This is a genomic window from Rhodoferax sp. AJA081-3, from assembly GCF_017798165.1.
Taxonomy (GTDB): domain Bacteria; phylum Pseudomonadota; class Gammaproteobacteria; order Burkholderiales; family Burkholderiaceae_C; genus Allorhodoferax.
Genome location: NZ_CP059068.1, coordinates 328,801 through 351,857 on the forward strand (window position 1 = coordinate 328,801; position 23,057 = coordinate 351,857).

Sequence of the window (23,057 nt, forward strand, 5' to 3'; positions counted from 1 at the left end):
CCTTGCAAACAGGGGTTTATTAGATCTGAGGAGATTGACGATGAAATTGAGGTATTCCGTATTGGCAGTGGCAGCCGCCTGTGCCATGGCTAGCCAAGGCTGGGCTGACGAAGCCGCCGCCAAAAAATGGATTGACAGCGAGTTCCAGCCGTCAACCCTCTCCAAGACCCAGCAAGCGGCCGAGATGAAGTGGTTCATCGATGCGGCTGCCAAGCTCAAGACCAAGGGCGTGAAAGAGATTTCCGTCGTATCAGAAACCATCACCACCCACGAGTACGAGTCCAAGACATTGGCCAAGGCCTTTGAAGAAATCACCGGCATCAAGGTCAAGCATGACCTGATCGGTGAAGGCGACGTGGTCGAAAAACTGCAAACATCCATGCAGTCTGGCAAGTCCATCTATGACGGCTGGATCACAGACTCCGACCTGATTGGTACCCACTACCGCTACGGCAAAATTTTGAACCTGACCGACTACATGGCTGGTGCGGGCAAAGAGTGGACCAACCCGGGGCTGGACATCAAAGATTTCATCGGCACCAGCTTCACCACCGGTCCCGATGGCAAGCTGTACCAATTGCCTGACCAGCAGTTCGCCAACCTGTACTGGTTCCGCGCCGACCTGTTTGACCGCCAGGACCTGAAAGACAAGTTCAAGGCCAAGTATGGCTACGACCTGGGTGTGCCATTGAACTGGAGCGCTTACGAAGACATCGCCGAGTTCTTTACCAATGACGTGAAGAATATCGACGGCAAGCCCATCTATGGCCACATGGACTACGGCAAGAAGGATCCATCGCTGGGCTGGCGCTTCACCGATGCCTGGTTGTCCATGGCCGGCTCTGCCGACATTGGCATCCCCAACGGCAAGCCGGTGGACGAGTGGGGTATCCGTGCCTCTGCTGATGGTTGTACACCCCAAGGTGCATCCGTGGCCCGCGGTGGTGCAACCAACTCGCCTGCAGCGGTCTATGCACTCACCAAGTACATCGACTGGATGAAGAAGTACTCGCCCAAGGAAGCCATCGGCATGACCTTCGGTGAAGCCGGACCTGTGCCTGCACAAGGCCAGATCGCCCAGCAGATCTTCTGGTACACCGCCTTCACCGCCGACATGGTCAAGCCTGGTCTGCCCGTGGTCAATGCCGACGGCACGCCCAAGTGGCGCATGGCCCCCGGACCCAACGGCCCGTACTGGAAACAAGGCATGCAAAACGGCTACCAGGACGTGGGCTCGTGGACCTTCTTCAAGGACCACAACGCCGACAAGGTGGCAGCCGCCTGGCTGTACGCACAGTTTGTGACCGCCAAGACCACGTCCCTGAAGAAGACGACCGTGGGCCTGACACCGATCCGCGAGAGCGACATCAAATCCAGCGCGATGACGGCCATGGCACCCAAATTGGGTGGTCTGGTGGAGTTCTACCGCAGCCCAGCCCGCGTGGCCTGGACACCCACTGGCAACAACGTGCCTGACTACCCCAAGCTGGCCCAGCTGTGGTGGAAAAACGTGGCAGTCGCTGTGACCGGTGAGAAGACACCCCAGCAAGCCATGGACAACCTGGCCAACGAAATGGACGACGTGATGGGTCGCCTGGAGCGTGCCGGCATGGCCGTGTGCCCACCCAAGCTCAACGCCAAGCAGGATCCATCCAAGTGGCTGAGCGACAAGGGCGCGCCGTGGGCCAAGCTGGCCAACGAAAAGCCAAAGGGTGAAACCATTGGCTACAACACGCTGCTGACAGCCTGGAAGAACGGCAAAACGCGTTAAAGCGTCCAACTGAAGTCTCCAAGCTCTAAAAGTTGGCCGTGTGCGCACATCTGCCACACGGCCTTTTTTTCTAATCTATAGCCTATGCCCACACACATGCAGCCCCAATTGACGCAGCGCGACGCGCTGATGGCCCAACTGGCACAGGCGCAGTCTTATGACATTGCCATCGTCGGTGGTGGCGCGACCGGTCTGGGCGTAGCGCTGGACGCGGCGGCCCGAGGATTCAAAGTCGTCCTGGTCGAATCCCATGACTTTGCCAAAGGCACGTCCTCCCGGGCAACCAAGCTGGTGCACGGTGGTGTGCGCTACCTGGCCCAGGGCAATATTTCGCTGGTGCGCGAGGCCCTGCATGAGCGCACCACACTGCTGAACAATGCGCCCCACCTGGCGCAACCCTTGCCGTTCATCATGCCTTCTTACAAATGGTGGGAGACACCGTTTTACGGCATAGGGCTCAAGATGTACGACGCCTTGGCAGGCAAAGCCGGCCTGGGCAAGACCGAATTTTTGAACCGCGACCAGACGCTTAAATACCTGCCCACTGCATTGCCGCAGGGTCTGCAGGGTGGCGTCAAATACTGGGATGGCCAGTTCAACGACGCCAAACTGGCCATGGCCTTGGCCCGCACCGCCGCATCGCGCGGCGCGCTGTTGGTCAACTACTGCCGTGCTGCCCATTTGACCTATGACGACAGCAAGGTGTCTGGCCTGGTGTGTGAAGACACGTTGACCGGCAAGCAATACACCATCAAAACCCGTTGTGTGGTGAATGCCACCGGCGTCTGGGTGGACGAGCTGCGCCAAAAGGACGGCGCCGCCAGCGGTGCCAGCAGCAAACGCGCGACAAAACCCATGGTCACACCCAGCCAGGGTGTGCACATTGTGGTGGACCGGTCGTTCCTGGACAGCGATGTGGCCCTGATGGTGCCTAAGACGGCCGATGGACGTGTGTTGTTTGCCGTGCCATGGCTGGGCAAGGTCATTCTGGGGACGACTGACACCCCCCGCAACGATCTGGCACGCGAGCCCCTGCCGTTCAAGGAAGAGGTGGACTTTATCCTCAACGAATCCGCGCGTTATCTGCGCAAGGCGCCCACCCGCGCCGATGTCAAAAGTGTCTGGGTGGGCCTGCGCCCCCTGGTCAAGCCGCAGGACGACGATGGCGACAACACGAAGGGCATCAGCCGCGAACACACGGTCATGGTCAGCCGCAGCGGCATGGTGACCGTGACCGGTGGCAAGTGGACCACCTACCGTGCCATGGCCGAAGACGTGCTGGACGCCTGTGCGGACAAGTCTTTGCTGGAGCGGCGCGCCAAAGGCGTCACCACCCATCTCAAACTGGTGGGCGCCGGAATGCCTGCGGCGCAGGTAAGGTCCATTTGTCTGGCGCCCGGATTGCACTCTTACGGTGACGAGCAGAGTACGGTGCAGGCCATGCCAGGTTCAGACAGGATGTTGTGCGATGGCCTGACCGAAGGCATGGTGCGTTTTGCTGCGCGTTATGAATACGCCATCACGGTGGAAGACATGTTGGCGCGGCGCTCACGCTTGTTGTTTCTGGACGCCCGACTGGCTGCAAGCCTGGCACACGAGGTGGGACGTATCCTGCTGCAGGAGACCGGTATCGACCCGCAGGTTGATGCGTTTACAGCCCTGACCCAGCACTATTTGCAATTGCCCGTATAGAGAGCGCAAAGGCTGCGTCGGGCAGCAAGTTTCTACCTATTGACGCCGCTGGACAATTCCCCGACCATGGCTCGGAAGCGGCTGGAAACTGCTTGCGAGTCCAGCAGTCCCGATTAAAACAAAGTGCTTGAATTTGCCATCGTTGGTTCTGGCTTAGGCCATCAAGAGGAGACAAAATCGTGAGAATATTTACACGCTTGGCCTTGCTGGGTGGCATCTTGTCTGCCCTTTTGTTGCTGGTGGGTGGCACGGGACTCTACGGTCTGGGTGCAACCAACGAAGCCCTGCGCTCGGTGTACGAAGACCGCACCGTACCTGCAGGGCAGTTGGGTGATATTGGTGCCAAGCTGATCAGCAACCAGTTGGCCTTGTCGGCAGCGCTGATCACCCCTACTGCCGAGGTGATTGCCGCCAGCACGGCAACGGTGGACGCCAATATTGCGGCCATCTCCAAACTCTGGTCGGCCTACACGGCACTTAAGCTTTCGGACGAAGAACAAATGCTCGCCAAGGCATTTGTTGAAGACCGCAAGAAGTTTGAGGAAGGCCTGCAACCCGCGCTGGTAGCCTTGCGCGCCAATGACGTGATTGAAGGCCAGAACATTCTGGTCAACAAGATCCCACCGCTGTACGCGCCGGTCAAGAAGGGTATTGATGCCCTGAGCCAGTTGCAGGTGGATGGTGCCAAGAAGGCCTTCACCGATGCATCTGCCCGCTACAGCACCATCAAATTCATCTCGCTGGTCTCCATTGTGGGCGGCTTGGTGTTTGCTGGTCTGTTTGGATTGGTCACATTGCGCACCATCACTGGTCAACTAGGGGCTGAGCCGTCCGAGGCTGCCGTGTTGGCCCAAAGCGTGGGTTCGGGCGATCTGGCAACGGCCGTCACGCTCAAGTCTGGCGACAGCACCAGCCTGATGGCACAACTCAAAGCCATGCAGGACAACCTGACCCAGGTGGTCACCAATGTGCGCAATGGCTCTGAAGGTGTGGCCACCGCCAGTGCCGAAATCGCGCAAGGCAACCAGGACCTGAGCGCGCGCACCGAACAACAGGCCAGTGCGCTGGAGAAAACGGCATCCAGCATGGAAGAACTCAGTTCCACCGTCAAACAGAATGCCGACAGTGCCCGCCAGGCCAACCAGCTGGCCATGAACGCCAGCACGGTAGCCGTCAAAGGGGGGGAGGTGGTGACCCAGGTGGTGGAGACCATGAAGGGCATCAACGAGTCCAGCCGCAAGATTTCCGACATCATCAGCGTCATCGACGGTATTGCCTTCCAGACCAACATCCTGGCGCTGAACGCCGCCGTGGAGGCCGCCAGGGCAGGGGAGCAGGGCCGTGGATTTGCCGTGGTGGCCAGCGAGGTACGGTCCTTAGCCGGGCGCAGCGCCGAGGCGGCCAAAGAAATCAAGCAACTGATCAATGCCAGCGTGGAGCGGGTCGAGCATGGCAGTGCCCTGGTCGACCAGGCCGGTGTCACCATGACCGAGGTGGTGAGCAGCATCCAGCGGGTCACCGACATCATGGGCGAGATCAGCGCGGCCAGCAACGAGCAATCTTTGGGCGTGTCGCAGGTCAGCGAGGCCGTGGCCCAGATGGACCAGGCCACCCAGCAAAACGCCGCGCTGGTGGAGCAGATGGCGGCGGCGGCCAGCAGTCTCAAATCACAGGCCCACGATCTGGTGGGCACGGTGGCCGTGTTCAAGCTGGCCCACGGTGCTGGTGGCCATGCCTTTGCGGCGTCCAGCCCACGGCCCGCAGCGAAGCCGGCACCTGCCGTCACCGTGGCCAAGAAGCCGGCGTTGGCCAGCAAACCCAAGGCCTTGTCGGCACCTGGGTCTGCGACCGCGACCGACAACGGCAGTTGGGAGAGTTTTTAGTCCGGCTTGCTGTGGCCAGCCCGGCAACGGGCATGAAAGGAGCGGACCATGCGCACCAAGTCAGTCAGCACGACCATTGTTGACCCCTACCGTGCGGCGTTGTTTCTGGGGCAGGCCCTGTCCGAGATCCAGCCCGAGGTGGTCTTTCTGTTCGCCACCGTCCACTACGAAGACTGGGCCGAGTTCATGGACGGCCTGTACGACGGGTTGGACAATCCGTATGTCCGCATCATTGGTGCCAGCGGAGACGGCGTGCACGAGCGCGAACGCACATCGGATGTGGGTGCGGCGGCCCTGGGCCTGAGCTCGGGCGGCGCGGTGCAATGGCATGTGGCCAGTGGTGACCAGGTCGGCGCCGACCCCGAGGGCGCGGTACGGCGTGCCCTGGGCAAACTGGCTGTGCCGCTGCAGGGTCGCAAGCCCGCCTTCTACTTTCTGGTGTCGGACTTCCACACCGATGCCAGCCGCATTGAGCTGGTGTTGCGCGACGAAATCGACGTGCCGGTGATTGGTGGCATGGCCGCCGACGACAACGACAAGATGGAGCGCTGTTGCCTGTTTGCCGACCGGGCCATGGTGCATGACTGTGTGGTCATGCTGGCGGCCGATGGGCCATTGTCTTTCCAGGTGCATATCGGCAACTCCATCACGCCGGTGGGCCAGCCGGGCGCTGTGGACGAGGCGGATGGCAAACTGCTCAGCCGCGTGGGCGGTACCGACGCCGCATCCTTTGTCGAGCGAGAAACCGGCAAACCCTTTTTGCGTTCGGACCAGGGTTCGGTGGCGCTCACCATTTTGAATGCTGGCCAGGTCGGTGAAAAAAAGCTACGCGCCATCGCACAAAACTCCCACGCCGAAGCCGGGGGATTGACGCTGCATGGTGGCATCCAGGGGGGTGAGCTGGTGCAGGTTTGCCTGGCCAAGCCGGAGGACCTGGTGGCCGAGGTGCATGCGATTGCGGGGCGGGCCGCAGCCTCGGGGTTCCATCCCAGCGCTGCAGTGATTGTGAGTTGTGCCGGGCGCAAGTGGCTGTTGGGCGGGGAGATCGATTTTGAGGTCGGCGCCATCGAAGACGCCTTTGGTAACAACCTGGCCATTGCCGGATTCCCATCGTTTGGGGAGATCGGTCCTTTGTTCCACGAGGGCGCTTACACACGCAACCTGTTCCACAACATGACCTACGTCCTGCTGTTGTTGGGCAACTGCGATGGGGGCTAAGCCCCCACACCCAGGGAAGGTCCTGCGGTGAATGTGCCCCCCATTCGGATGCTGACTACGCTGGAGCCGGCGCCGCTGGGCTTTGTGGCGGTGCAACTCACCAAGCGGCACGTGTTGTCGGGACCGGTTTTGTTGCTGGTGCGGGACCTGGCCGAAATCCAGCACGTCGCGGCCGACTATGCGCTGCGCATGCAGGGCGTCATCGTGGTCCTGGGTGTCCCCATGCAGCTGGAAGCCATCACGCCGGTGCTGTGGCAGGTGCGTCTGCCCATAGCGCAAGTGGAGGTAGCGGCCGCACTGGCCCCCGGTTGGTTGGCCACCATCGCGCGGGCCGATGTGGTCACGCAGCAGCTGTTTGCCATGGAGACCAAGACCGAGCGCATCGAGCGGCAGATGCGGCAAACCCGCCACGATTACAACGAGTTGACCAACCGCCTGTTGGCCCAGGTACAGGACTTGACGGTGGCCAAAGACGCGCTGGGCGAACTCAATCTGCATCTGGAGTCGCGGGTGCAGGCGCGCACGGCCGACCTGGCCCTGGCCAATGCCAACCTGTCGGCCACCCTGGACGAACTGAGAACCACACAAAAGGAACTGGTCCGTTCGGCCCAACTGGCGGGATTGGGGTCCATGGTTGCGGGCATTGCCCATGAGCTCAACACCCCCATTGGGACCGCGCTGACCGGCGCCACCGCGCTGGCCGAGTCGGCGCGCGCCATTCATGCCCAGTATGCGCAGGGGCAGTTGGGGCGCAAAACCCTGGACCAGTTTTTTGTGGACACACGGGAGGTGACCGACCTGCTGGAGCGCAATTTGTTGCGGGCGGCTGATCGTATTGGCCAGTTCAAGAATGTGGCCGTCGACAGCGGATCGGAGGCGCGCCGCCGCTTCCGGCTGATGGACGTGGTCACGGGCACCCTAGCATTTTTGGCGCCCAAGATGGAGCATTGCCCCTACCGCCTGAACCTGGAGCTGGACCACAGCATAGAGCTGGACAGCTACCCCGGTGCCATAGGCCAGGTGCTGACCCACTTCATCACCAATGCACTGGTGCATGCATTTACCGGGCGTGGTGGCGGCAGCATGCTGCTGCGCATAGCACTGGTCAGTGCGGATGAGATGGAAATCACTTTCAGTGACGACGGCAACGGTGTGCCCGCGGATCGCATTGCCCATCTGTTTGAACCCTTTTTCACCACCCGGCTGGGGCAGGGCAGCTCGGGCCTGGGTTTGTACATCGCCTACACCCAGGTCCGGGACCTGTTGGGGGGACGTATCGAGGTCAGCAGTGTGGCGGGGCAGGGCACCTGCTTCACCGTAATCGTGCCACTGGTAGCGCCCAACCTTGTGGCGTAACAGTATCTAAATTGGCCTTTACCGGAAAATGCTTAAGGAAAATCGGCCTCTAGCCCCCGTATTTGCTTATGGTGATGCTATCAAGTTTGTAGTGTTTCAGGGTTGACGCCTGACGTTTCACCCAGAATTGCCAGGGCCTTTTCGGAGAACTCTATCCACGATGTTTCTTGCGTGATGCCTGCCGAGAGCACCAGATGCTGTAGCCGTGCCTTGCGCGAAGGGTCTCCACGGGAAAAGTCGCGGGCCTCAATGGCGCGGTATACGGCCAGCTTCTGGCGGTGTAGCTCCAGTCGGCGGCGGATGTCGTCTGCCAGGCCGGTGGGGCCAACCACGGCCTCGGCCCGCAGGCGCACCATGAATTCGTCGCGCAGGGGTTTGGGGTCTTGGTCTTCCGCCACCCAGCGTTCCAGTTCGGCGCGGCCAGCGGGCAAGACCTGGTAGACCTTTTTGCGTCCCCGGCCCGCTTCGGGCGGCAGGGATTCCACCCACCCGGCTTCCTCCAGGCGACCCAGCTCGCGGTAGATCTGCTGGTGCGTGGCATGCCAGAAGTAACCAATAGAGCGGTCAAAACGGCCCGCCAGGTCGGACCCAGAGCTGGGCTGTTCAACCAGGGCGGTGAGTAAGGCGTGGGGGAGGGACATGGGTGTGTTTTGGCGGAAAGCTCTATTTTATGCAACCAGTTGCATAGTCGGCAGGTTTTTGCGTAGAATTGTGCAACCAGTTGCATAAAGGACCCCTGATGACCGCCTACCCCAACATGCTGAAGCCGCTAGACCTGGGCTTTACCACCCTGAAAAACCGCGTCCTGATGGGCTCCATGCACGTGGGCCTGGAAGAGGTACCCAATGGTTTTGAGCGCATGGCCGCCTTCTATGCCGAGCGCGCCCGGGGCGACGTGGGCCTGATCGTGACCGGCGGCATTGCGCCCAACGAACGTGGCCGCCCCATGAAGGGTGGCGCCATGCTGACCACGGAGGCCGAAGCCGAACACCACCGCGTGGTGACGGACGCAGTGCATAAAGAGGGCGGCAAGATCGCCATGCAGATCCTGCACTTTGGCCGCTACTCGTACCAGAAGGACCTGGTGGCGCCCAGCGCGCTGCAGGCGCCTATCAACCCCTACACGCCGCACGGATTGAGCACGGACGAGGTGGAGCAGACCGTCGAAGACTTTGCGCGCTGTGCGGGGTTGGCCCAATTTGCCGGGTATGACGGCGTGGAGATCATGGGCTCCGAGGGCTATTTGATCAACGAATTCATCGCCGCCCGCACCAACCACCGCGACGACGAATGGGGCGGCAGCTACGAGAACCGCATGCGCTTTCCGGTCGAGATCGTGCGTCGGGTTCGCGAGCGTGTGGGAGCCAACTTCATCATCATCTACCGTCTGTCCGCATTGGACCTGGTCGAAGGCGGCTCCACGCTGGACGAGGTGATCCAGTTGGCGAAGGCCATCGAGGCGGCTGGCGCCACCATCATCAACACCGGTATTGGCTGGCACGAGGCACGCATCCCCACTATTGCCACCAAGGTGCCACGCGCCGCCTTTGCCTGGGTGACCCAGCGGCTCAAGGGCCAAGTGGGCATTCCGCTGGTGGCTACCAACCGCATCAACACGCCCGAGGTGGCCGATCAACTGCTGGCCGATGGGTTCTGCGACATGGTGTCCATGGCCCGGCCGTTCCTGGCCGATCCGGAGTTTGTGCGCAAGGCTGCCGAAGGCCGTGCTGACGAGATCAATACCTGCATAGGCTGCAACCAGGCCTGTCTGGACCACACCTTTGGCGGCAAGATCACGTCCTGCCTGGTCAACCCGCGTGCTTGCCACGAGACCGAGCTGGTGATAACACCTGCTACCCAGACCAAGCGCATTGCAGTGGTGGGCGCAGGCCCCGCTGGGCTGAGTTTTGCCGTCACCGCGGCCGAACGCGGCCATAGTGTTGAGCTGTTTGATGCTGCCAGCGAGATTGGGGGGCAGTTCAACATCGCCAAGAAGGTGCCGGGCAAGGAAGAGTTTTACGAAACGCTGCGCTACTTTGACCGCCAGTTGGCGTTACGTGGCGTCAAGGTGTCGCTGAATACCCGCGTTACGGCCGACGCTTTGAAGGCCGGTGGTTTTGACGAGGTGGTGCTTGCCACGGGTGTCACACCGCGCACGCCCGATATCGAAGGCGTGGACCACCCCAAGGTCATGGGCTACCTGGATGTGTTGCGCGACGGCAAGGCCGTGGGCCAGTCGGTTGCGGTGATCGGTGCGGGTGGTATCGGCTTTGATGTGTCCGAATACCTGACCCACTCGGGCACCAGCCCCAGCGTGGATGCACCGAAGTTTTATGCCGAGTGGGGCATTGATACCAGCTACGCCCAGGCGGGTGGCATCAAGCCTGCGCACGCGGAAACCTCGCCACGCAAGGTGCACCTGCTGCAGCGCAAAGAGAGCAAGGTTGGTGATCAGTTGGGCAAGACCACCGGCTGGATACACCGCACGTCATTGAAGGCCAAACGAGTGGGCATGACGCCCGGTGTGCAGTACCAGAAGATTGACGATGCCGGTTTGCACATCCGTGTGGGCGACACAGAGCAGGTGCTGGCGGTGGACAACGTCATCCTCTGCGCGGGCCAGGAGCCTCAGCGTGAGCTATATGGCGCTTTGCAGGCCGCAGGCTGCTCGGTGCACCTGATTGGCGGCGCTGATGTGGCCGCCGAGCTGGACGCCAAGCGCGCCATCAACCAAGGCACGCGCCTGGCCGCCTCGATTTAATTTTCTTCACACCCTAACCGGAGCACACACCCATGCACCCAGCACCCAGCCAGTTGAAGCCCGCCGTTGCCGCATCCCTCGCCAAATGGCATGCCATGGTCGCCACCAAAGACCTGCAAGACCTGCCCAGCATCGTGCACCCCGACGCGGTGTTTCGCTCACCGATGGCGATCCACCCCTACCAGCCGGCTGCTGCGCTGATTTTGGCCTTGAGCACCGTGATCCAGGTTTTCCAGGACTTCACCTACCACCGCCAACTGGCGTCGGAAGACGGCCTGAATGCGGTGCTGGAGTTCAGCGCCCGCGTGGGTGACAAACAGCTCAAAGGCATAGATCTGGTGCGTTTTGATGAAGACGGAAAAATCGTCGAGTTTGAAGTCATGGTGCGCCCCTTGAGCGGCCTGCAGGCCCTGGGGGCCGAGATGGGTGCTCGGTTGGCGGAGAAAATGCCGGCGTTCAAGGTCAAGGGATGACGGAATACGGCGGTGCCGTGGTTTCCATGGCATACGCCTCAAAGTGATCTAGGGGTAGGGGGCGGCTGAAGTAATAACCCTGGTAGGCATGGCAGCCTGCATGGGCCAAAAAATCGCGCTGGGCACTGGTCTCAACACCCTCGGCAATCACGTCCAAGCCAAGGCTTTTTGCCAAGGCCACCACGGTACCGGCAATCGCCGCATCGTTGGGGTCCGTCAAGATGTCGCGAACAAAGGACTGGTCAATTTTCAGTTGGTCCAGCGGCAAGCGTTTCAGATACGACAGCGACGAATACCCGGTTCCGAAATCGTCTAGCGAGAATCCCACGCCATGTGTTTTGAGTGTGGTCATCTTGTGTATGACCTCCTCCACATTGTCGGCCAGCAGGCTCTCGGTCAGCTCCAGCTTCAGGCGCGCAGGGTTGGCCCCTGTTTGCTGGAGTACCGCCAGCACATCGTCGACAAATCGGGGTTCGCGGAACTGCAGCACGCTGAGATTCACGGCCAGCGTCAAATGGCAGAGCGCAGGGTCTGATGCCCAGGCCGTGAGCTGCTCGCACGCGCGGGCCAGCACCCAGTGACCCAACGGAAAAATCAGGCCGCTGTCTTCCGCAAGGGGAATGAACTGCGCGGGTGGCACCATGCCGCGCTCGGGGTGCATCCAGCGCACCAGGGCTTCGGCCCCTGTCACGCGGCCGCCATCCACCACCTGGGGCTGGTAGTGAAGAAGGAACTGGTTCTCCTGGATGGCGTGGCGCAACTCCACTTCCAGCCGCGCACGCTGCATGACGACGACCTGCATGTGCGGGTCAAAGAAGCGCAGTGCGTTGCGCCCGGTGTCCTTTGACTTGTACATGGCCAGATCGGCCTGCTTCAACAAATCATCGATGGAGGTCTCCAGACCCAGAAACAAGGTGGCACCGATGCTGGCGGTGCTGCGGTGGTCCAGGTCGTCCAACCGGTACTTCTGGTTCAGGGCCGCCAGCACCTTTTTGCCAATTGTTTCCGTCTGGCTGGCGGCGTCCTCCAGGGATTCGCTCAGGTTGGACAGCACAATGACGAATTCATCTCCACCCAGCCGTGCCACGGTATCGCCCTGGCGCACGCACTCCACCAGACGCTGCGCGACGTGCTGCAACAAAAGATCCCCCTTGTCGTGGCCGAAGGTGTCGTTCAGGGTTTTGAACTGGTCCAGATCAATGAACAACACCGCACCAAAGGTTTTATTGCGGTTGCCAATGGTCATGGCCTGCTTCAAGCGGTCTACCAGCAACGTGCGGTTGGGCAAATGGGTCAGCGTGTCGAAGAAGGCCAGCTCTTCAATCTTCTCCAGTGCCCTCTTTCGGTCGGTGATGTCATGGATGATGGAGAACAACATGGGCCGACCATTGCGGCTGATGGGCGTGGAATGCACCTCCACATCGCGCATGGTCCCGTCCGCCAGCCGGTGTTGGAAAAGAAAGTAACTGCGGTCTGAGCGCAAGGCCCGTTGTCGCTCCTCGGCAATCAGCTCTGGGGCAAGTGTGTTGATGTCGCTGATCATCATGCCGGTCAGCTGCTCGCTCGGATAGCCATAAAAGGCTGCTGCCGCCCTGTTGGCGGACACAATGGCACCCGATTCAGGTTCGATGAGCAGCATCACCGACGAATTTTTTTCAAAGAAGTTGCGGAAGTGCTCCTCACTTTGTCGCAGTTCACCGGTCATGTGGTCCGCCATGCGCAGTGCTCGTGCACGCCCCGTGGTCAGCAGCCATGCCAACACCGCCAACAGGACGCTTAAACCTATGCCTGCGCCAGCAATCAAAAGAGATGCGCTGCGCCCAAAGCGGGCCTCAAACGCGGGCAATGCCGCCATGGACAGTGTCCAGGTGTGGCCGCCTGCAACGACGTATTCATTCGCTGCCAGAGTGCCGGCACTGTTGGTGGGTTGGGCCTCGTCGCTGCGGTAGAGCAGCGCGGCGTCGGATGTCTCCACGCCGTCATACAGCGCGAATGAGAGTCCGGGAAGCGGTTCACCATAAAGGCTGGCAACCAGTTGGTCCATGTGAAAAGACGCGAATACCCAGCCTATCAGGTGTGCGCGGCGCTGGGCAACACTGTCATGTGCTTGACCGCGCGCATAAACGGGCAGGTACATGATCAAGCCGGGCGGCGCCTGGGTGTCGGCATCGACCTTGAGCTGGACCTTGCTAGAAATAGCCGCCATGCCCGAATCGCGCGCCCGTTCCATGGCCAGGCGCCGCGGGATGTCTGACCAGGTATCAAAGCCCGGTTCCGTCTGGGCCTGGCGGCCATACGACTCGCGCATCGTGACCGGTGCATACACATCCCGCTGTCCGCTCGGCAGAATTTCATAACGTGGCCAGCCGTTTTGGCGCATGGCAGCCACATGCGCATGCTTGTTTTGCGCGGGTACGTGCTCTACAAAACCGATTACCCGAATCCCTGGAAAACTCGCACCAGCGGGCAGCATCTCCAGGTAGTCATGCAGGCGTGCACGATCCGGCGCCGCGGTGGAAAACAGTGCCTGCACCCCCCGCAACATTTGCTCATAACTGGCTACGCGTTGCTCGACACGGTTAACCGTCTCACGCAGTGCGAAATCGAACTGGGAATGCAGTTCTTTGCTGTTGGCCTGGCGCTCATGGTCAAACACCAGCCAGGTTGTGCTGAGTGCAGCGCCCAGCGTCAGCAGGGGAACCAGTAGCCAGCGCGCACTGTTCACCATGCTGCCTAGAAACTGACCAGCTTGGTGGCGAGGTCTGCTTTGAAATACTTTTCGAAGATACGCCCCACGGTCCCGTCGGCGCGCATGGTGTTCACAATCGCGCGCCACTTTTCCTGCTCAGTCGGCGAAATGGCTTTGTTCGACATGATGAGCCCGTGCGGCACAGGCGGGTCATTGAACTCAATGATGTTGGAGACCTCGCGGATAGCCCTCTCGTCCAGCGCCGGGTAGTCAAACGGCTCAATGATCATGCCCTGGATGCGGTTGAGCATCAGCGTCTGGTACAGCGGGTCCAGTCCGCCTGCCTGGCTTACCCGGTTGGCAAGCTGCAAGGTATCGACCAGCCGGTTGGCACTTTCGCTGTAGCGAAAGCTCCGAATGACACCCATTTTGAGTGCGGGGTTGCGCTCAAAATCGCCCAGACTGGTAACACCAGAATCCTTGCGTACCAACAGGTAGTATTTGTTGCTGAAATACCAGGCAAAGCCCGCAAAGCGCTCGCGTTGCGCATTGCTGATGCCCGAGGTGCTGAAATCCAGCGCACCAGACTCGATGAGTTGCCATATACGGGCCCTGGGAAGGAAGCTGACCGTTACTTTGCATCCACTTCGGCGGATCAGCTCATCCGCGAAATCCTTGTCAATGCCAGTGTCGGAGTTTGCCGAATACAGCAACCCATGGTCGTGCAGGGCCAAGGTGAAAGGCCGCGTGCACTCGGGCCCGGCGGCGGCCGCAGTGCCCGCACCCAAAGCCATGACTGCGAGCAAGAAGCCGATGCAAAACAAGCGTTGCGATTTCATCACTGGCATGTGTGGTACCAAAAGCTTTACGGTACACACACTATATGCCTTGTATGTCTGCCGTGGGTGGGACGATTCGCGCCATTGGCGCTATAGTGCCAAGCAAAGCATGCACCGCAGGCCCAGGAGGTAACCCACCATGGCTATCCAACACGCCGTATCCGGCGAACCCGTCAGTGTCCTTCCGCCCGCAAGCGACCGACAGACGGTCGCGCTCTTCAAAACCAGCGAACTCGAAGTGATGCGTGTGGTGCTGCCCAAGGGCAAATCCATGCCCCCGCACAAGGTGGCGGGTGACATCACCGTGCAGTGTCTGGAAGGCTCCATCCGTTTCAACAGCGATGGCAAGGACCAGGTGCTGGCCGCGGGTGACATGCTGTACCTGGCCGGTGGTGTGGTGCACAGCCTGACCGGTGTGGAAGATGCCTGTGCCTTGGTCCACATTGTGTTGCGCAAACCATGAGGGCGAAGGCTATGCCATCACCCTGGGTCCAGTCCGTGGCGGCCCTGCTTTTGGCTGCGTGCACATGCCATCTCTCGTATGCGCAGCAGCCCCCTGCGGTTGAAGCAGCACCTGCGGGTTTTGATGCCGAGTTGGCCCAACAACTAGGGGCTGACGAACGGGGCATGAGACCTTATGTGCTGGTGATTCTGAAAACCGGACCCAACAAGGTTCCCGCGGGTGCCGAGCGGGACGCCATGTTCAAAGGCCATTTCGCCAATATGGGCCGTCTCGCTGCCGAGAAAAAACTGGCGCTGGCCGGGCCTCTGGATAGTGTGGACGGCTGGCGTGGTCTGTTTGTACTGGCCGTTGCCAACATTGAAGAGGCCAAGGCCCTGGTCGCCACGGACCCGGTCATCATCCAGGGTGAAATGGTGGCCGAGTACCACAAGTACTACGGTTCGGCCGGCTTGATGATGGTTAACGACATCCACAAAAAAGTGGCCAAGAAAACCTTTTAGTTGGGCCGGGTACAACGCTGTGGAAAACGCTGCATAAAGTCACATTCTTTTGCGCGCATAAATTGTTGAATGGCCTGGGTGCGGGCCGAGCCTTCAGTCACCCCATAGTCAGACCGCGTGCAATAGGCCGGGTTGGTGGGGCAGACGCCGGTGTTGATGCCAATGGGCTGCTCGCCATCAGCACTGGCCGCAGCCTGCACCCGTGCGGTTTGCACCGACGCGGCAGGGCTGTGGTTGCCCTTCATCATCTTGACCGCGGTATCGCCCTTGTCGCACTTGCTGGCATCTGCGTATTTGATGCCGTCTGGCGTGGTGCAATTCCAGAAGAAATCTGCTGCGGCGAAGGCCGGCCAAGCAGGGACGCAGAGCAGCAGTGCGAGCGCGAGGTGGGAGGCGAGTCGGTGGGAGCGTGTCATGGTTGTTCCTGTTCAGGGGCAGCTACGGCGCACTATAGGGCATGAACCGCTCCGAGCTTGCTGCCAGCAACAGGCATACTGGTGGGCGGATTCAAGTACGAAGTGCAACGTTTTAGAAACGGGTTGGGCCAAGAGTGAATAGGATGCACTTTTGTGACCGGCCAGTCCCAAACGTTGCACCATGACCTATACACACTTGACCCAAGAAGAACGATACCAAATTCACAACCTCACGCGCCAAGGCATTCATCTGTCGCAAATTGCAGCAGAGCTTGGACGTAGCAGCTCGACGATCAGCCGCGAGCTCAGGCGCAATGCCAGTGCCCGGGGCTACCAACCTGCACTGGCCCAAGACAAAGCGACTCAGAGACAGACACAGCGTCGCAATGCCCGCCAGTTCGATCCAGAGCAGTGGCAACTCGTGGAGTTGTATCTGCGCCTGAGCTTGTCTCCCCAGCAAGTCAGTGACCGCCTGGCTTTAGAGGATCGTTTGTCGATTAGCACCGAAGCCATCTACCAATACGCCTATGCCAACAAAGCCCAGGGCGGTGATTTAGTCGGGTACTTGCGCTGTCAAAACTTCGTAGAAAGCGCTATGCCAGTGGTCGAGAGCGCCGTGGGGTACTCAAGAACCGGGTCGGAATTGAACATCGCCCCGCAGTGGTGGATAGCAAGAAGCGCATAGGCGACTGGGAGGGCGATACGGTGATCGGCGGGGGGCGCAAAGGCGTGTTGGTGACACTGGTGGAACGCAAGTCCCGCTATACCTTGGCGCATCCACTACGCTCCAAGCACAGTGCGGGGGTGACGCAGGCCATTGTCGATTTGCTGCGCCCCACAGACATGCCTGCAAGACACTGACCTTGACAACGGCAAGGAGTTCGCTGAGCACGAATTCATTGCAAGTTGTTTGAGGGCGAAGGTGTACTTTGCCAAGCCCTACTGCTCATGGCAGCGTGGGCTCAATGAGAACACCAACGGGCTGCTGCGACAGTTCTTTCCAAAGGGGTGCAGTTTGCTCAAGGTGACACAGGCTCAGGTCGATGAAGCTGTGTACTTACTCAATCATCGGCCTCGTAAGTGCCTGGGCTATCGCACACCGCATGAGGTCTTCTACAACCTACCCGTCAGACCTCTTACACTGCATTCCGTTGCGCTTTGTACTTGAATCCGCCGCGAAATGTGCCCCTAGTCCCCGAGAAATATCACTACTGCGCTACTTAATCTATAGCATTCTGGTTTGGGCCGACTAAGAGTTTGCAGTTCTTTTTCTTGGCCGCGGCTGCGATGGCTTCACGGTAGGCCGTGAGCTCGGCCAGGTTGGTCTTTGCGTCTGCCTGGTCGTCCCAGCTGAAAAACCCCAGCCCGAAAACAGCCAGTGTGGCGACGCCAACCACATTGCCAGCTGTGGTGTTGTTGCTGGTCTGGCGGATTTCCTCAGCCAGCTTTTTCTCGGCGGCTGCAAAATTGGCGTGCTCTTTGACGAGCTCTTCACAGCTCGCCGCATCAATCAACTTTTGGTCCTCCGGCGTAACGTTGGCCCAGGCGTTAGATCCGCACAGTGCAAGCGTCGCGGCGAGGATGAAGGTGGGGAGGGTGCGCATAGCCGTTGCCCTTCTGCAAACAGTGGATGGGGGAAATCCAAACGCTCGGCAATGAATCTAGCGCCGGCCCCGTGACCTGTCAATCAAGGGATTCTGGGGCCAAAGACCCCCTCAAGCGGCGAGGGCGGCCAATTCTTCGCGCAACCTGGCGTTCTCGGTTTCCAGCTCTCGGATGCGCAACTTCAGCGCTTCCACGCTGTCTTGCGCTGGTTCTGCGGACGTGTTGTTGTCGGCCGTGGCGCGCTTCTTGGTCTCGCGCACACGTTTGGCGGCTTGCCGCAGCTGTTCTTTGCCACCCAGCGCCGCAGCCACCTGTTCATCTTCTGGCAGGCTCGATACAGCGGCGGCGGCGTTGAGGGAAATGGCGCCGGACTTGACCGCGGCCACCACTTCGGCGGCTGCCTGTTTTTGAATTTTTTCGATCAGCACAACCTGGTTGCTGCTCAGGCGGGCGACCTTGGCAATGTCTTCGCGGCTCTTCAGCGGGTCTGCGGCCGTTGCGGTGGAGGCCGAAGCGGGCAGAGATTCCGCTTGAGCAGCGGAAGATGCGTCTGCTGCTTCGGTGGCCGAAGCAGACTGGAGCCGCCGGTCGTTCAAAATCTCGCGTTTGCGCAGCGCAAGCACGCCGCGCTGGAAGTCCGACACACTGCGCCGCCCCAGGTGCTGGTCAATCATCCACAGATGGACATCTTCCATGGTCTTGAACTGCTTGCTTTGCAGGGTCTGGAAGGCAATGCCATGTTTTTGGCAGATGCCATATCGGTTGTGACCATCCACCAGCACATCACCCCACAGTACCAGGGCATCGCGGCAGCCTTCGGCCAACAGGCTGCGCTCCAGCGCGTCGTGCTCGTCGGGGGTCAGGGGATCGATATAGGCTTTGAGGTCGGGGTTGACAACGATGTTCATGGCTGGGAGGAGGAGGCTGGATGCGGGCAAAGGGCGTGATTGTAGGTGGCACCAGCATGGCTATCCCAACGGGGCAGACCGCAGCGCCCAACTGCCAACATCACTGGTTTGCTTGTGCTGGACCCGTCCCAGTCGCCTTGTTCGCTTGCGTCAACAACGCCTCAATCTGCGCATCCTTCTCCCGCCAAAGCTGCTGCACCCACTGCGAAAACGCCTCGCGAAACGCAGGGTCTTGTGCATAGTCGCCAGACATCAAATGCTGCGGGATGGGCAGGCTGCGCACGCGCACAATGACGCGGCGCAGTTTGCCGCGCAGGAAGTCGGTGAAGCTGATGGGGCCGTCCGGGTAGACGATGGTCACGTCCAGAATCGCCTGGAACTTGTCCCCCATGGCGTTGAGCGCCATGGCCATGCCGCCGGCCTTGGGTTTGAGCAGATGGCGGTAGGGCGATTGTTGTTTGGCGTGTTTGGCGGGCGTGAAGCGTGTGCCTTCGAGAAAATTCATGACGCTGGTGGGGATCAGCGCGTATTTTTCGCAAGCCTTGCGTGTCGTTTCCTGGTCCTTGCCACGCATTTCGGGGTGTTTCTTCAGATATTCCTCAGTGTGGCGACGCATGAAGGGGAACTCCAGTGCCCACCAGGCCAGGCCCATGACCGGTACCCAGATCAACTGCTGCTTGAGGAAAAATTTCAGCAGTGGGATACGCCGGTTCAGCAAATGCTGCAGGACCAGAATGTCGACCCACGACTGGTGGTTGCTGTTGACCATGTACCAGCTGTGCGGGTCGAGGCCGTCCAGGCCCTGCACGTCCCAATGGGTGCGCTGGGTTAACGCCATCCAGGCGCTATTGCCCCAAATCCAGTTTTCGGCAATGCCCAACAGAATGGGGTCTATGCGCAGGCGCACGGCTTTGAACGGCAGTATCAGCTTCAGCGAAGAAAACACCAGCAGTATGGGCACCCAGAACAGCGCGTTGATTGCCATCAGCAAGGTCGCGATAGTGAAGGTTATGGGAGATGGCAGGAAGGAGAGCATGGTGGAATCGATGGTTGCTATAGATGTAGTAGCGAGATGTTGAATACCGACGGGGGCTAGAGGCCATTTTCTTTGAAGAAGCACATGGTATTGCGGCCTTTGGCCTTGGCTTCGTACATGGCCAGGTCGGCTTGTTTGAGCAGTTCGGCTCCGTCTAATGCATGGCCCATGAAGAGCGTAGCGCCAATGCTGGGCGTGATACGGTGCACCACATCCTTGAGCAGGTAGGGTTCGTTCAGGCTGGCCAGGATTTTGTGCCCCACCGTGCTGGCGTGTAATTTGGCATCGTCGACCGAGCCGCTCAGGTTCTGGATCAGCAGCACAAATTCATCTCCGCCCAGACGGGCCACCGTGTCCACGGCGCGTATGCAGTGGACCAGGCGCTGCGCGACCTCTTGCAGCATCAGGTCACCCACGTCGTGGCCAAAGGAATCATTTAGCGCCTTGAACTTGTCCAGGTCCAGAAACAGCAGGGCGCCATGGGTCTGGTTGCGTTGGCTGGCCGCCAGTGCGGTCTCCAGCCGGTCGATCAGCATGCGCCGGTTGGGCAGACCGGTCAGCGTGTCGTGGAAGGCCAGGTGTTCGATCGCTTTGAGCGTGGATTGCAACTCAGCCTGTGTGGCCAGCAGCTCGCCTTCTACCCGTTTGCGTTTGGAGATATCCATCAGCGTGCCCACCATGCGCAGGGGTTTGCCGCTGTCGCTGACCTGCACCACCTTGCCCCGGTTGCCCAGCCACACCCAATGGCCCGCCATGTGGCGTGCGCGGTACTCCGCTTCGTACGCTGGCAGATCGCCGCTCAGGTGCGCGCGCATGGCATCCAGCGTGCCGGGCAGGTCGTCGGGGTGTATCAGGTGGCCCCAAGCGCGCCCGTGTGTACTCTCGGCCGGCTCGCGGCCCAGCATGGCGCAGGAGCGCTCGTCCAGGTAGTAGCCTTTTTCCACGCTGAGGTCATGGTCCCAGCGGCCCAGGTCGGCGCCCATCAACGCCAGCTCCAGTTGTTCGGTGGCGTCGCGCAGTCGGGCTTCGGTGTCTTTGCGGGCCTGGATATTGCGGCCCATGCCCAGCACGCCAATGATGTTGCCGTTGGCGTCACGCATGGGGGTTTTGATGACCTCGTAAACGCTGGGGTCGTTATGCTGGGCGGATGGCATGGTGCCTTCCAGCGTCAGCGATTGCCCGGTCTGGATGACGATGCGGTCGGCTCTGAGGAATTCTTCCGCGAGTGCCTTGCCAAACCAATGGGCATCGTCGGTACCCACGATCTGCGCGGTGGTGGCACCCACGTGCTCCGCAAAGGCGGCGTTGCAGGCCAGGTGTATGCCGTGGGTGTCTTTGAGCCAGATGCGGTCGGGAATGGTCTCCAGCAGGTTGCGCAACAGGTTCTCGCTGAGCTGCAGCGCCAGGGTCGCAGCGTCGTTGTTGTGCAAGCGTTCCAGGGGCTGGGAAGGATCGTCGATGGCCATGTTGCGGACCCCGCGCCTCTTACTTGAGGCTGCCCGACAAAAACTGCTGCAGGCGTTCGCTCTTGGGTGCGGCCAGCACCGTGGCGGGGTGGCCCTGTTCCTCGATAAGGCCCTTGTGCAAAAAGATCAGGTGTTTGGAGACTTCCCGGGCAAAACCCATCTCGTGGGTGACCACGACCATGGTGCGGCCTTCCTGTGCCAGGTTTTGCATGACCTTGAGCACCTCGGACACCAGCTCGGGGTCCAGCGCGCTGGTGGGCTCGTCAAACAGCATCACCTCCGGCTCCATGGCCAGCGCCCTGGCAATCGCCACGCGTTGTTGCTGGCCGCCGCTCAGGTGGGCGGGGTAGCTGTCTTCCTTGCCGGGCAGGCCTACCTTGGCCAGGTATTTGCGCGCGGTTTCTATGGCCTGTTCCTTGGGCACACCCAGCACATGCACGGGCGCCTCGATGATGTTTTGCAACACCGTCATGTGGGCCCAGAGGTTGAAGTGCTGGAACACCATGGCCAATTTTGTGCGCAGGCGGGCCAGTTGCGTTGGGTCGGCCGCGCCCAGTTCGCCGTTGGATTGTTTGACCAGGTTCAGCGCTTCGCCCGCGACGGCAATGCTGCCTTCGTGCGGCTTTTCCAGCAGGTTGATGCAGCGCAAAAACGTGCTCTTGCCGGAGCCGGAGCTGCCAATGATGCTGATGACATCACCCGCGTGGGCCGAGAGTGATACGCCCTTGAGCACCTCGTTGGTGCCAAAACGCTTGTGGATGTTGTCGACGTGGAGTTTGAGTGCTGGAGGTGTCATAGAAAATTTAAGCGCCCAGCAGCTCGCCGGTCTTGAAGGCCTTAGCGCCGGCAATCTTGCCCAGCTCGCCACCGGCCGTTACATAACGATCACGCACACGCGCATACAGCGGGCCGGCTACACCGGCCAGTACACGCTGGCTGTGGTTGGCAATGGGGTCGATCACTTCAGCCACTAGGTCGCCGACTTGCAGGATTTGCCCCGGCTGCGCGGCAAACACCACAACGCCGGGCGAGGGTGCTACCAGGGTTTCGGACCCGGCCAAAGGTGTTGCCTGGCACCGCGCCGGCGGCACCACGGGCGGCTGCGCACAGGCAAGCACCTGCAGATGTTGCAGGTAGGACAACAGGGCCTGTGCATCGGTTTGCGCCAGTGCATGGCTGACATCGGTCTCGCCGCGCAGTTCAATGGTGGTGCTGCAGCAGCCTTGAGGCAACGGGGCGGGGTTGCCGGCTGAGGCCAGGTTGTCGGCCAACCGCCACCAGACCCCGGACAGGCACTCGTCAAACGGGCCACTTCCAGAATTCTTGGCCAGCAACACGGCCTGGCATTGCAAAAAGCGCGTCAGCGGCTCAAACCGCGGCCAGCAGGCTTCTTCGGTGTAGAAGTGCATGACGGACTCACAATCGCAGTGCAGGTCCAGCACAAAGTCGGCGTCATGGGACAGGCTCAGCAGGCGGTGGCGCAGGCTTTGCAGTTCAGTGTCGGGTTTCCAGTCCTGCTGGAGGTAATGGCCTATAGCGCTGCGCACGGTTTTCACGTTCGTTGCTGCGTCGGCAACCATAGTGTCTTGCACCACCGGCCAGACAACCTTGGCCAGGTCGGGGTAATGGCGGTTGAAGTTTTCCGACGTGTCCAGGTCGAAGCGGCCCATGGCTTTGTGGTCCACGCGCTGGGCCAGGCCAATGGGATTGGCCACGGGCACCAGCACGACTTCACCCAGCACTTGACCGGCGGCGTCTGCGGCTTCCAGTAGGGCGCGCAAATGGTGGGCGACCAGCATGCCCGGCAATTCTTCAGCATGCAGGCTGGCCTGGATGTAGACCTTGGGGCCGCGCCCCGGTGTTCCAAAGTGGAAGCTGGTCAGCGTCTTGTGGCTGCCCAGGCTGGGGGATAACAGAGGATGGTCTATGCGTTGCATTTCTAATCAGTTTGGGACAGAGCTGCGCTGCGGTCTGTCCCACA

General features: G+C 60.5%; 22 protein-coding genes. 12 read left to right on the forward strand and 10 right to left on the reverse strand.

All coding sequences use genetic code 11. The features are described from left to right. Positions 1-40: 40 nt before the first annotated feature. The 5 genes from HZ993_RS01555 (at position 41) to HZ993_RS01575 (ending at position 7,920) form a co-directional block, all read left to right on the forward strand. Positions 41-1,771: an ABC transporter substrate-binding protein gene (locus tag HZ993_RS01555; protein WP_209395525.1), complete on the forward strand. Its 1,731-nt coding sequence runs from the start codon at positions 41-43 to the stop codon at positions 1,769-1,771. A gap of 84 nt (positions 1,772-1,855) precedes the next feature. After that, the gene (locus tag HZ993_RS01560) at positions 1,856-3,463 is read left to right on the forward strand and encodes a glycerol-3-phosphate dehydrogenase/oxidase (protein ID WP_209395526.1); all 1,608 of its coding nucleotides are present in this window, start codon (positions 1,856-1,858) and stop codon (positions 3,461-3,463) included. 179 nt (positions 3,464-3,642) lie between these two features. Next, the gene (locus HZ993_RS24815) at positions 3,643-5,346 is read left to right on the forward strand and encodes a methyl-accepting chemotaxis protein (RefSeq protein ID WP_305847091.1); all 1,704 of its coding nucleotides are present in this window, start codon (positions 3,643-3,645) and stop codon (positions 5,344-5,346) included. A gap of 48 nt (positions 5,347-5,394) precedes the next feature. Next, complete coding sequence (locus HZ993_RS01570) at positions 5,395-6,564, forward strand: FIST N-terminal domain-containing protein (RefSeq protein ID WP_209395527.1); 1,170 nt, start codon at positions 5,395-5,397, stop codon at positions 6,562-6,564. A gap of 27 nt (positions 6,565-6,591) precedes the next feature. After that, positions 6,592-7,920, forward strand: coding sequence for a sensor histidine kinase (locus tag HZ993_RS01575; RefSeq protein ID WP_209395528.1), 1,329 nt, complete (start codon positions 6,592-6,594; stop codon positions 7,918-7,920). A gap of 80 nt (positions 7,921-8,000) precedes the next feature. Here HZ993_RS01575 and HZ993_RS01580 read toward each other — a convergent pair whose 3' ends face one another. Further along, positions 8,001-8,561, reverse strand: a complete 561-nt coding sequence (locus HZ993_RS01580; protein ID WP_209395529.1) for a PadR family transcriptional regulator — start codon at positions 8,559-8,561, stop codon at positions 8,001-8,003. Positions 8,562-8,659: 98 nt separating this feature from the next. On the opposite strand from HZ993_RS01580, the gene HZ993_RS01585 reads away from it, so the two are divergent. Together HZ993_RS01585 and HZ993_RS01590 are read left to right on the forward strand one after the other, a co-directional pair. Beyond that, on the forward strand, positions 8,660-10,681 hold the full coding sequence (locus HZ993_RS01585) for an NADPH-dependent 2,4-dienoyl-CoA reductase (protein ID WP_209395530.1): 2,022 nt from the start codon (positions 8,660-8,662) through the stop codon (positions 10,679-10,681). 32 nt (positions 10,682-10,713) lie between these two features. After that, the gene (locus HZ993_RS01590) at positions 10,714-11,154 is read left to right on the forward strand and encodes a nuclear transport factor 2 family protein (protein WP_209395531.1); all 441 of its coding nucleotides are present in this window, start codon (positions 10,714-10,716) and stop codon (positions 11,152-11,154) included. Here the strand turns inward: HZ993_RS01590 and HZ993_RS01595 are convergent. Continuing rightward, entirely contained in the window at positions 11,144-13,882 is a 2,739-nt protein-coding gene (locus HZ993_RS01595) for an EAL domain-containing protein (protein ID WP_371816958.1), read from the reverse strand. The two genes, HZ993_RS01590 and HZ993_RS01595, sit on opposite strands and share 11 nt — an antisense overlap. Positions 13,883-13,887: 5 nt before the next feature. Next, the gene (locus tag HZ993_RS01600; RefSeq protein WP_209395532.1) at positions 13,888-14,682 is read right to left on the reverse strand and encodes an ABC transporter substrate-binding protein; all 795 of its coding nucleotides are present in this window, start codon (positions 14,680-14,682) and stop codon (positions 13,888-13,890) included. Positions 14,683-14,821: 139 nt separating this feature from the next. Between HZ993_RS01600 and HZ993_RS01605 the strand changes: the two genes are divergently transcribed. Together HZ993_RS01605 and HZ993_RS01610 are read left to right on the forward strand one after the other, a co-directional pair. Then, on the forward strand, positions 14,822-15,145 hold the full coding sequence (locus HZ993_RS01605) for a cupin domain-containing protein (RefSeq protein WP_209395534.1): 324 nt from the start codon (positions 14,822-14,824) through the stop codon (positions 15,143-15,145). 11 nt (positions 15,146-15,156) lie between these two features. Beyond that, a complete protein-coding gene (locus HZ993_RS01610; RefSeq protein ID WP_209395535.1) occupies positions 15,157-15,645 on the forward strand; it encodes a YciI family protein in 489 nt (162 codons plus the stop codon). Here HZ993_RS01610 and HZ993_RS01615 read toward each other — a convergent pair. Then, positions 15,642-16,061, reverse strand: coding sequence for a hypothetical protein (locus HZ993_RS01615; protein ID WP_209395536.1), 420 nt, complete (start codon positions 16,059-16,061; stop codon positions 15,642-15,644). The two genes, HZ993_RS01610 and HZ993_RS01615, sit on opposite strands and share 4 nt — an antisense overlap. A 181-nt stretch (positions 16,062-16,242) precedes the next feature. Between HZ993_RS01615 and HZ993_RS01620 the strand changes: the two genes are divergently transcribed. From HZ993_RS01620 to HZ993_RS24920, 3 genes are read left to right on the forward strand one after another with little or no spacing between them, the layout of a single operon-like run. Beyond that, on the forward strand, positions 16,243-16,746 hold the full coding sequence (locus tag HZ993_RS01620; RefSeq protein ID WP_209395537.1) for a helix-turn-helix domain-containing protein: 504 nt from the start codon (positions 16,243-16,245) through the stop codon (positions 16,744-16,746). Further along, complete coding sequence (locus HZ993_RS01625; RefSeq protein ID WP_256440985.1) at positions 16,704-16,922, forward strand: hypothetical protein; 219 nt, start codon at positions 16,704-16,706, stop codon at positions 16,920-16,922. The genes HZ993_RS01620 and HZ993_RS01625 overlap by 43 nt, the downstream gene beginning before the upstream one ends. A gap of 49 nt (positions 16,923-16,971) precedes the next feature. Next, on the forward strand, positions 16,972-17,229 hold the full coding sequence (locus tag HZ993_RS24920; protein ID WP_371816959.1) for an IS30 family transposase: 258 nt from the start codon (positions 16,972-16,974) through the stop codon (positions 17,227-17,229). Between the two features lie 52 nt (positions 17,230-17,281). Here the strand turns inward: HZ993_RS24920 and HZ993_RS01635 are convergent, their stop codons facing one another. The 6 genes from HZ993_RS01635 to HZ993_RS01660 form a co-directional block, all read right to left on the reverse strand. Continuing rightward, the gene (locus HZ993_RS01635; protein WP_209395539.1) at positions 17,282-17,665 is read right to left on the reverse strand and encodes a hypothetical protein; all 384 of its coding nucleotides are present in this window, start codon (positions 17,663-17,665) and stop codon (positions 17,282-17,284) included. A gap of 111 nt (positions 17,666-17,776) precedes the next feature. Beyond that, the gene (locus HZ993_RS01640) at positions 17,777-18,574 is read right to left on the reverse strand and encodes a plasmid replication/partition related protein (protein ID WP_209395540.1); all 798 of its coding nucleotides are present in this window, start codon (positions 18,572-18,574) and stop codon (positions 17,777-17,779) included. A gap of 100 nt (positions 18,575-18,674) precedes the next feature. Further along, on the reverse strand, positions 18,675-19,610 hold the full coding sequence (locus tag HZ993_RS01645; RefSeq protein ID WP_209395541.1) for an acyltransferase: 936 nt from the start codon (positions 19,608-19,610) through the stop codon (positions 18,675-18,677). Positions 19,611-19,666: 56 nt separating this feature from the next. Continuing rightward, positions 19,667-21,076, reverse strand: a complete 1,410-nt coding sequence (locus HZ993_RS01650; protein WP_209395544.1) for a diguanylate cyclase domain-containing protein — start codon at positions 21,074-21,076, stop codon at positions 19,667-19,669. A gap of 19 nt (positions 21,077-21,095) precedes the next feature. Continuing rightward, complete coding sequence (locus HZ993_RS01655) at positions 21,096-21,872, reverse strand: ABC transporter ATP-binding protein (RefSeq protein ID WP_209395545.1); 777 nt, start codon at positions 21,870-21,872, stop codon at positions 21,096-21,098. A 7-nt stretch (positions 21,873-21,879) separates the two neighbouring features. Continuing rightward, positions 21,880-23,013: a M14 family metallopeptidase gene (locus HZ993_RS01660; RefSeq protein ID WP_209395546.1), complete on the reverse strand. Its 1,134-nt coding sequence runs from the start codon at positions 23,011-23,013 to the stop codon at positions 21,880-21,882. Between the last annotated feature and the right edge of the window lie 44 nt (positions 23,014-23,057).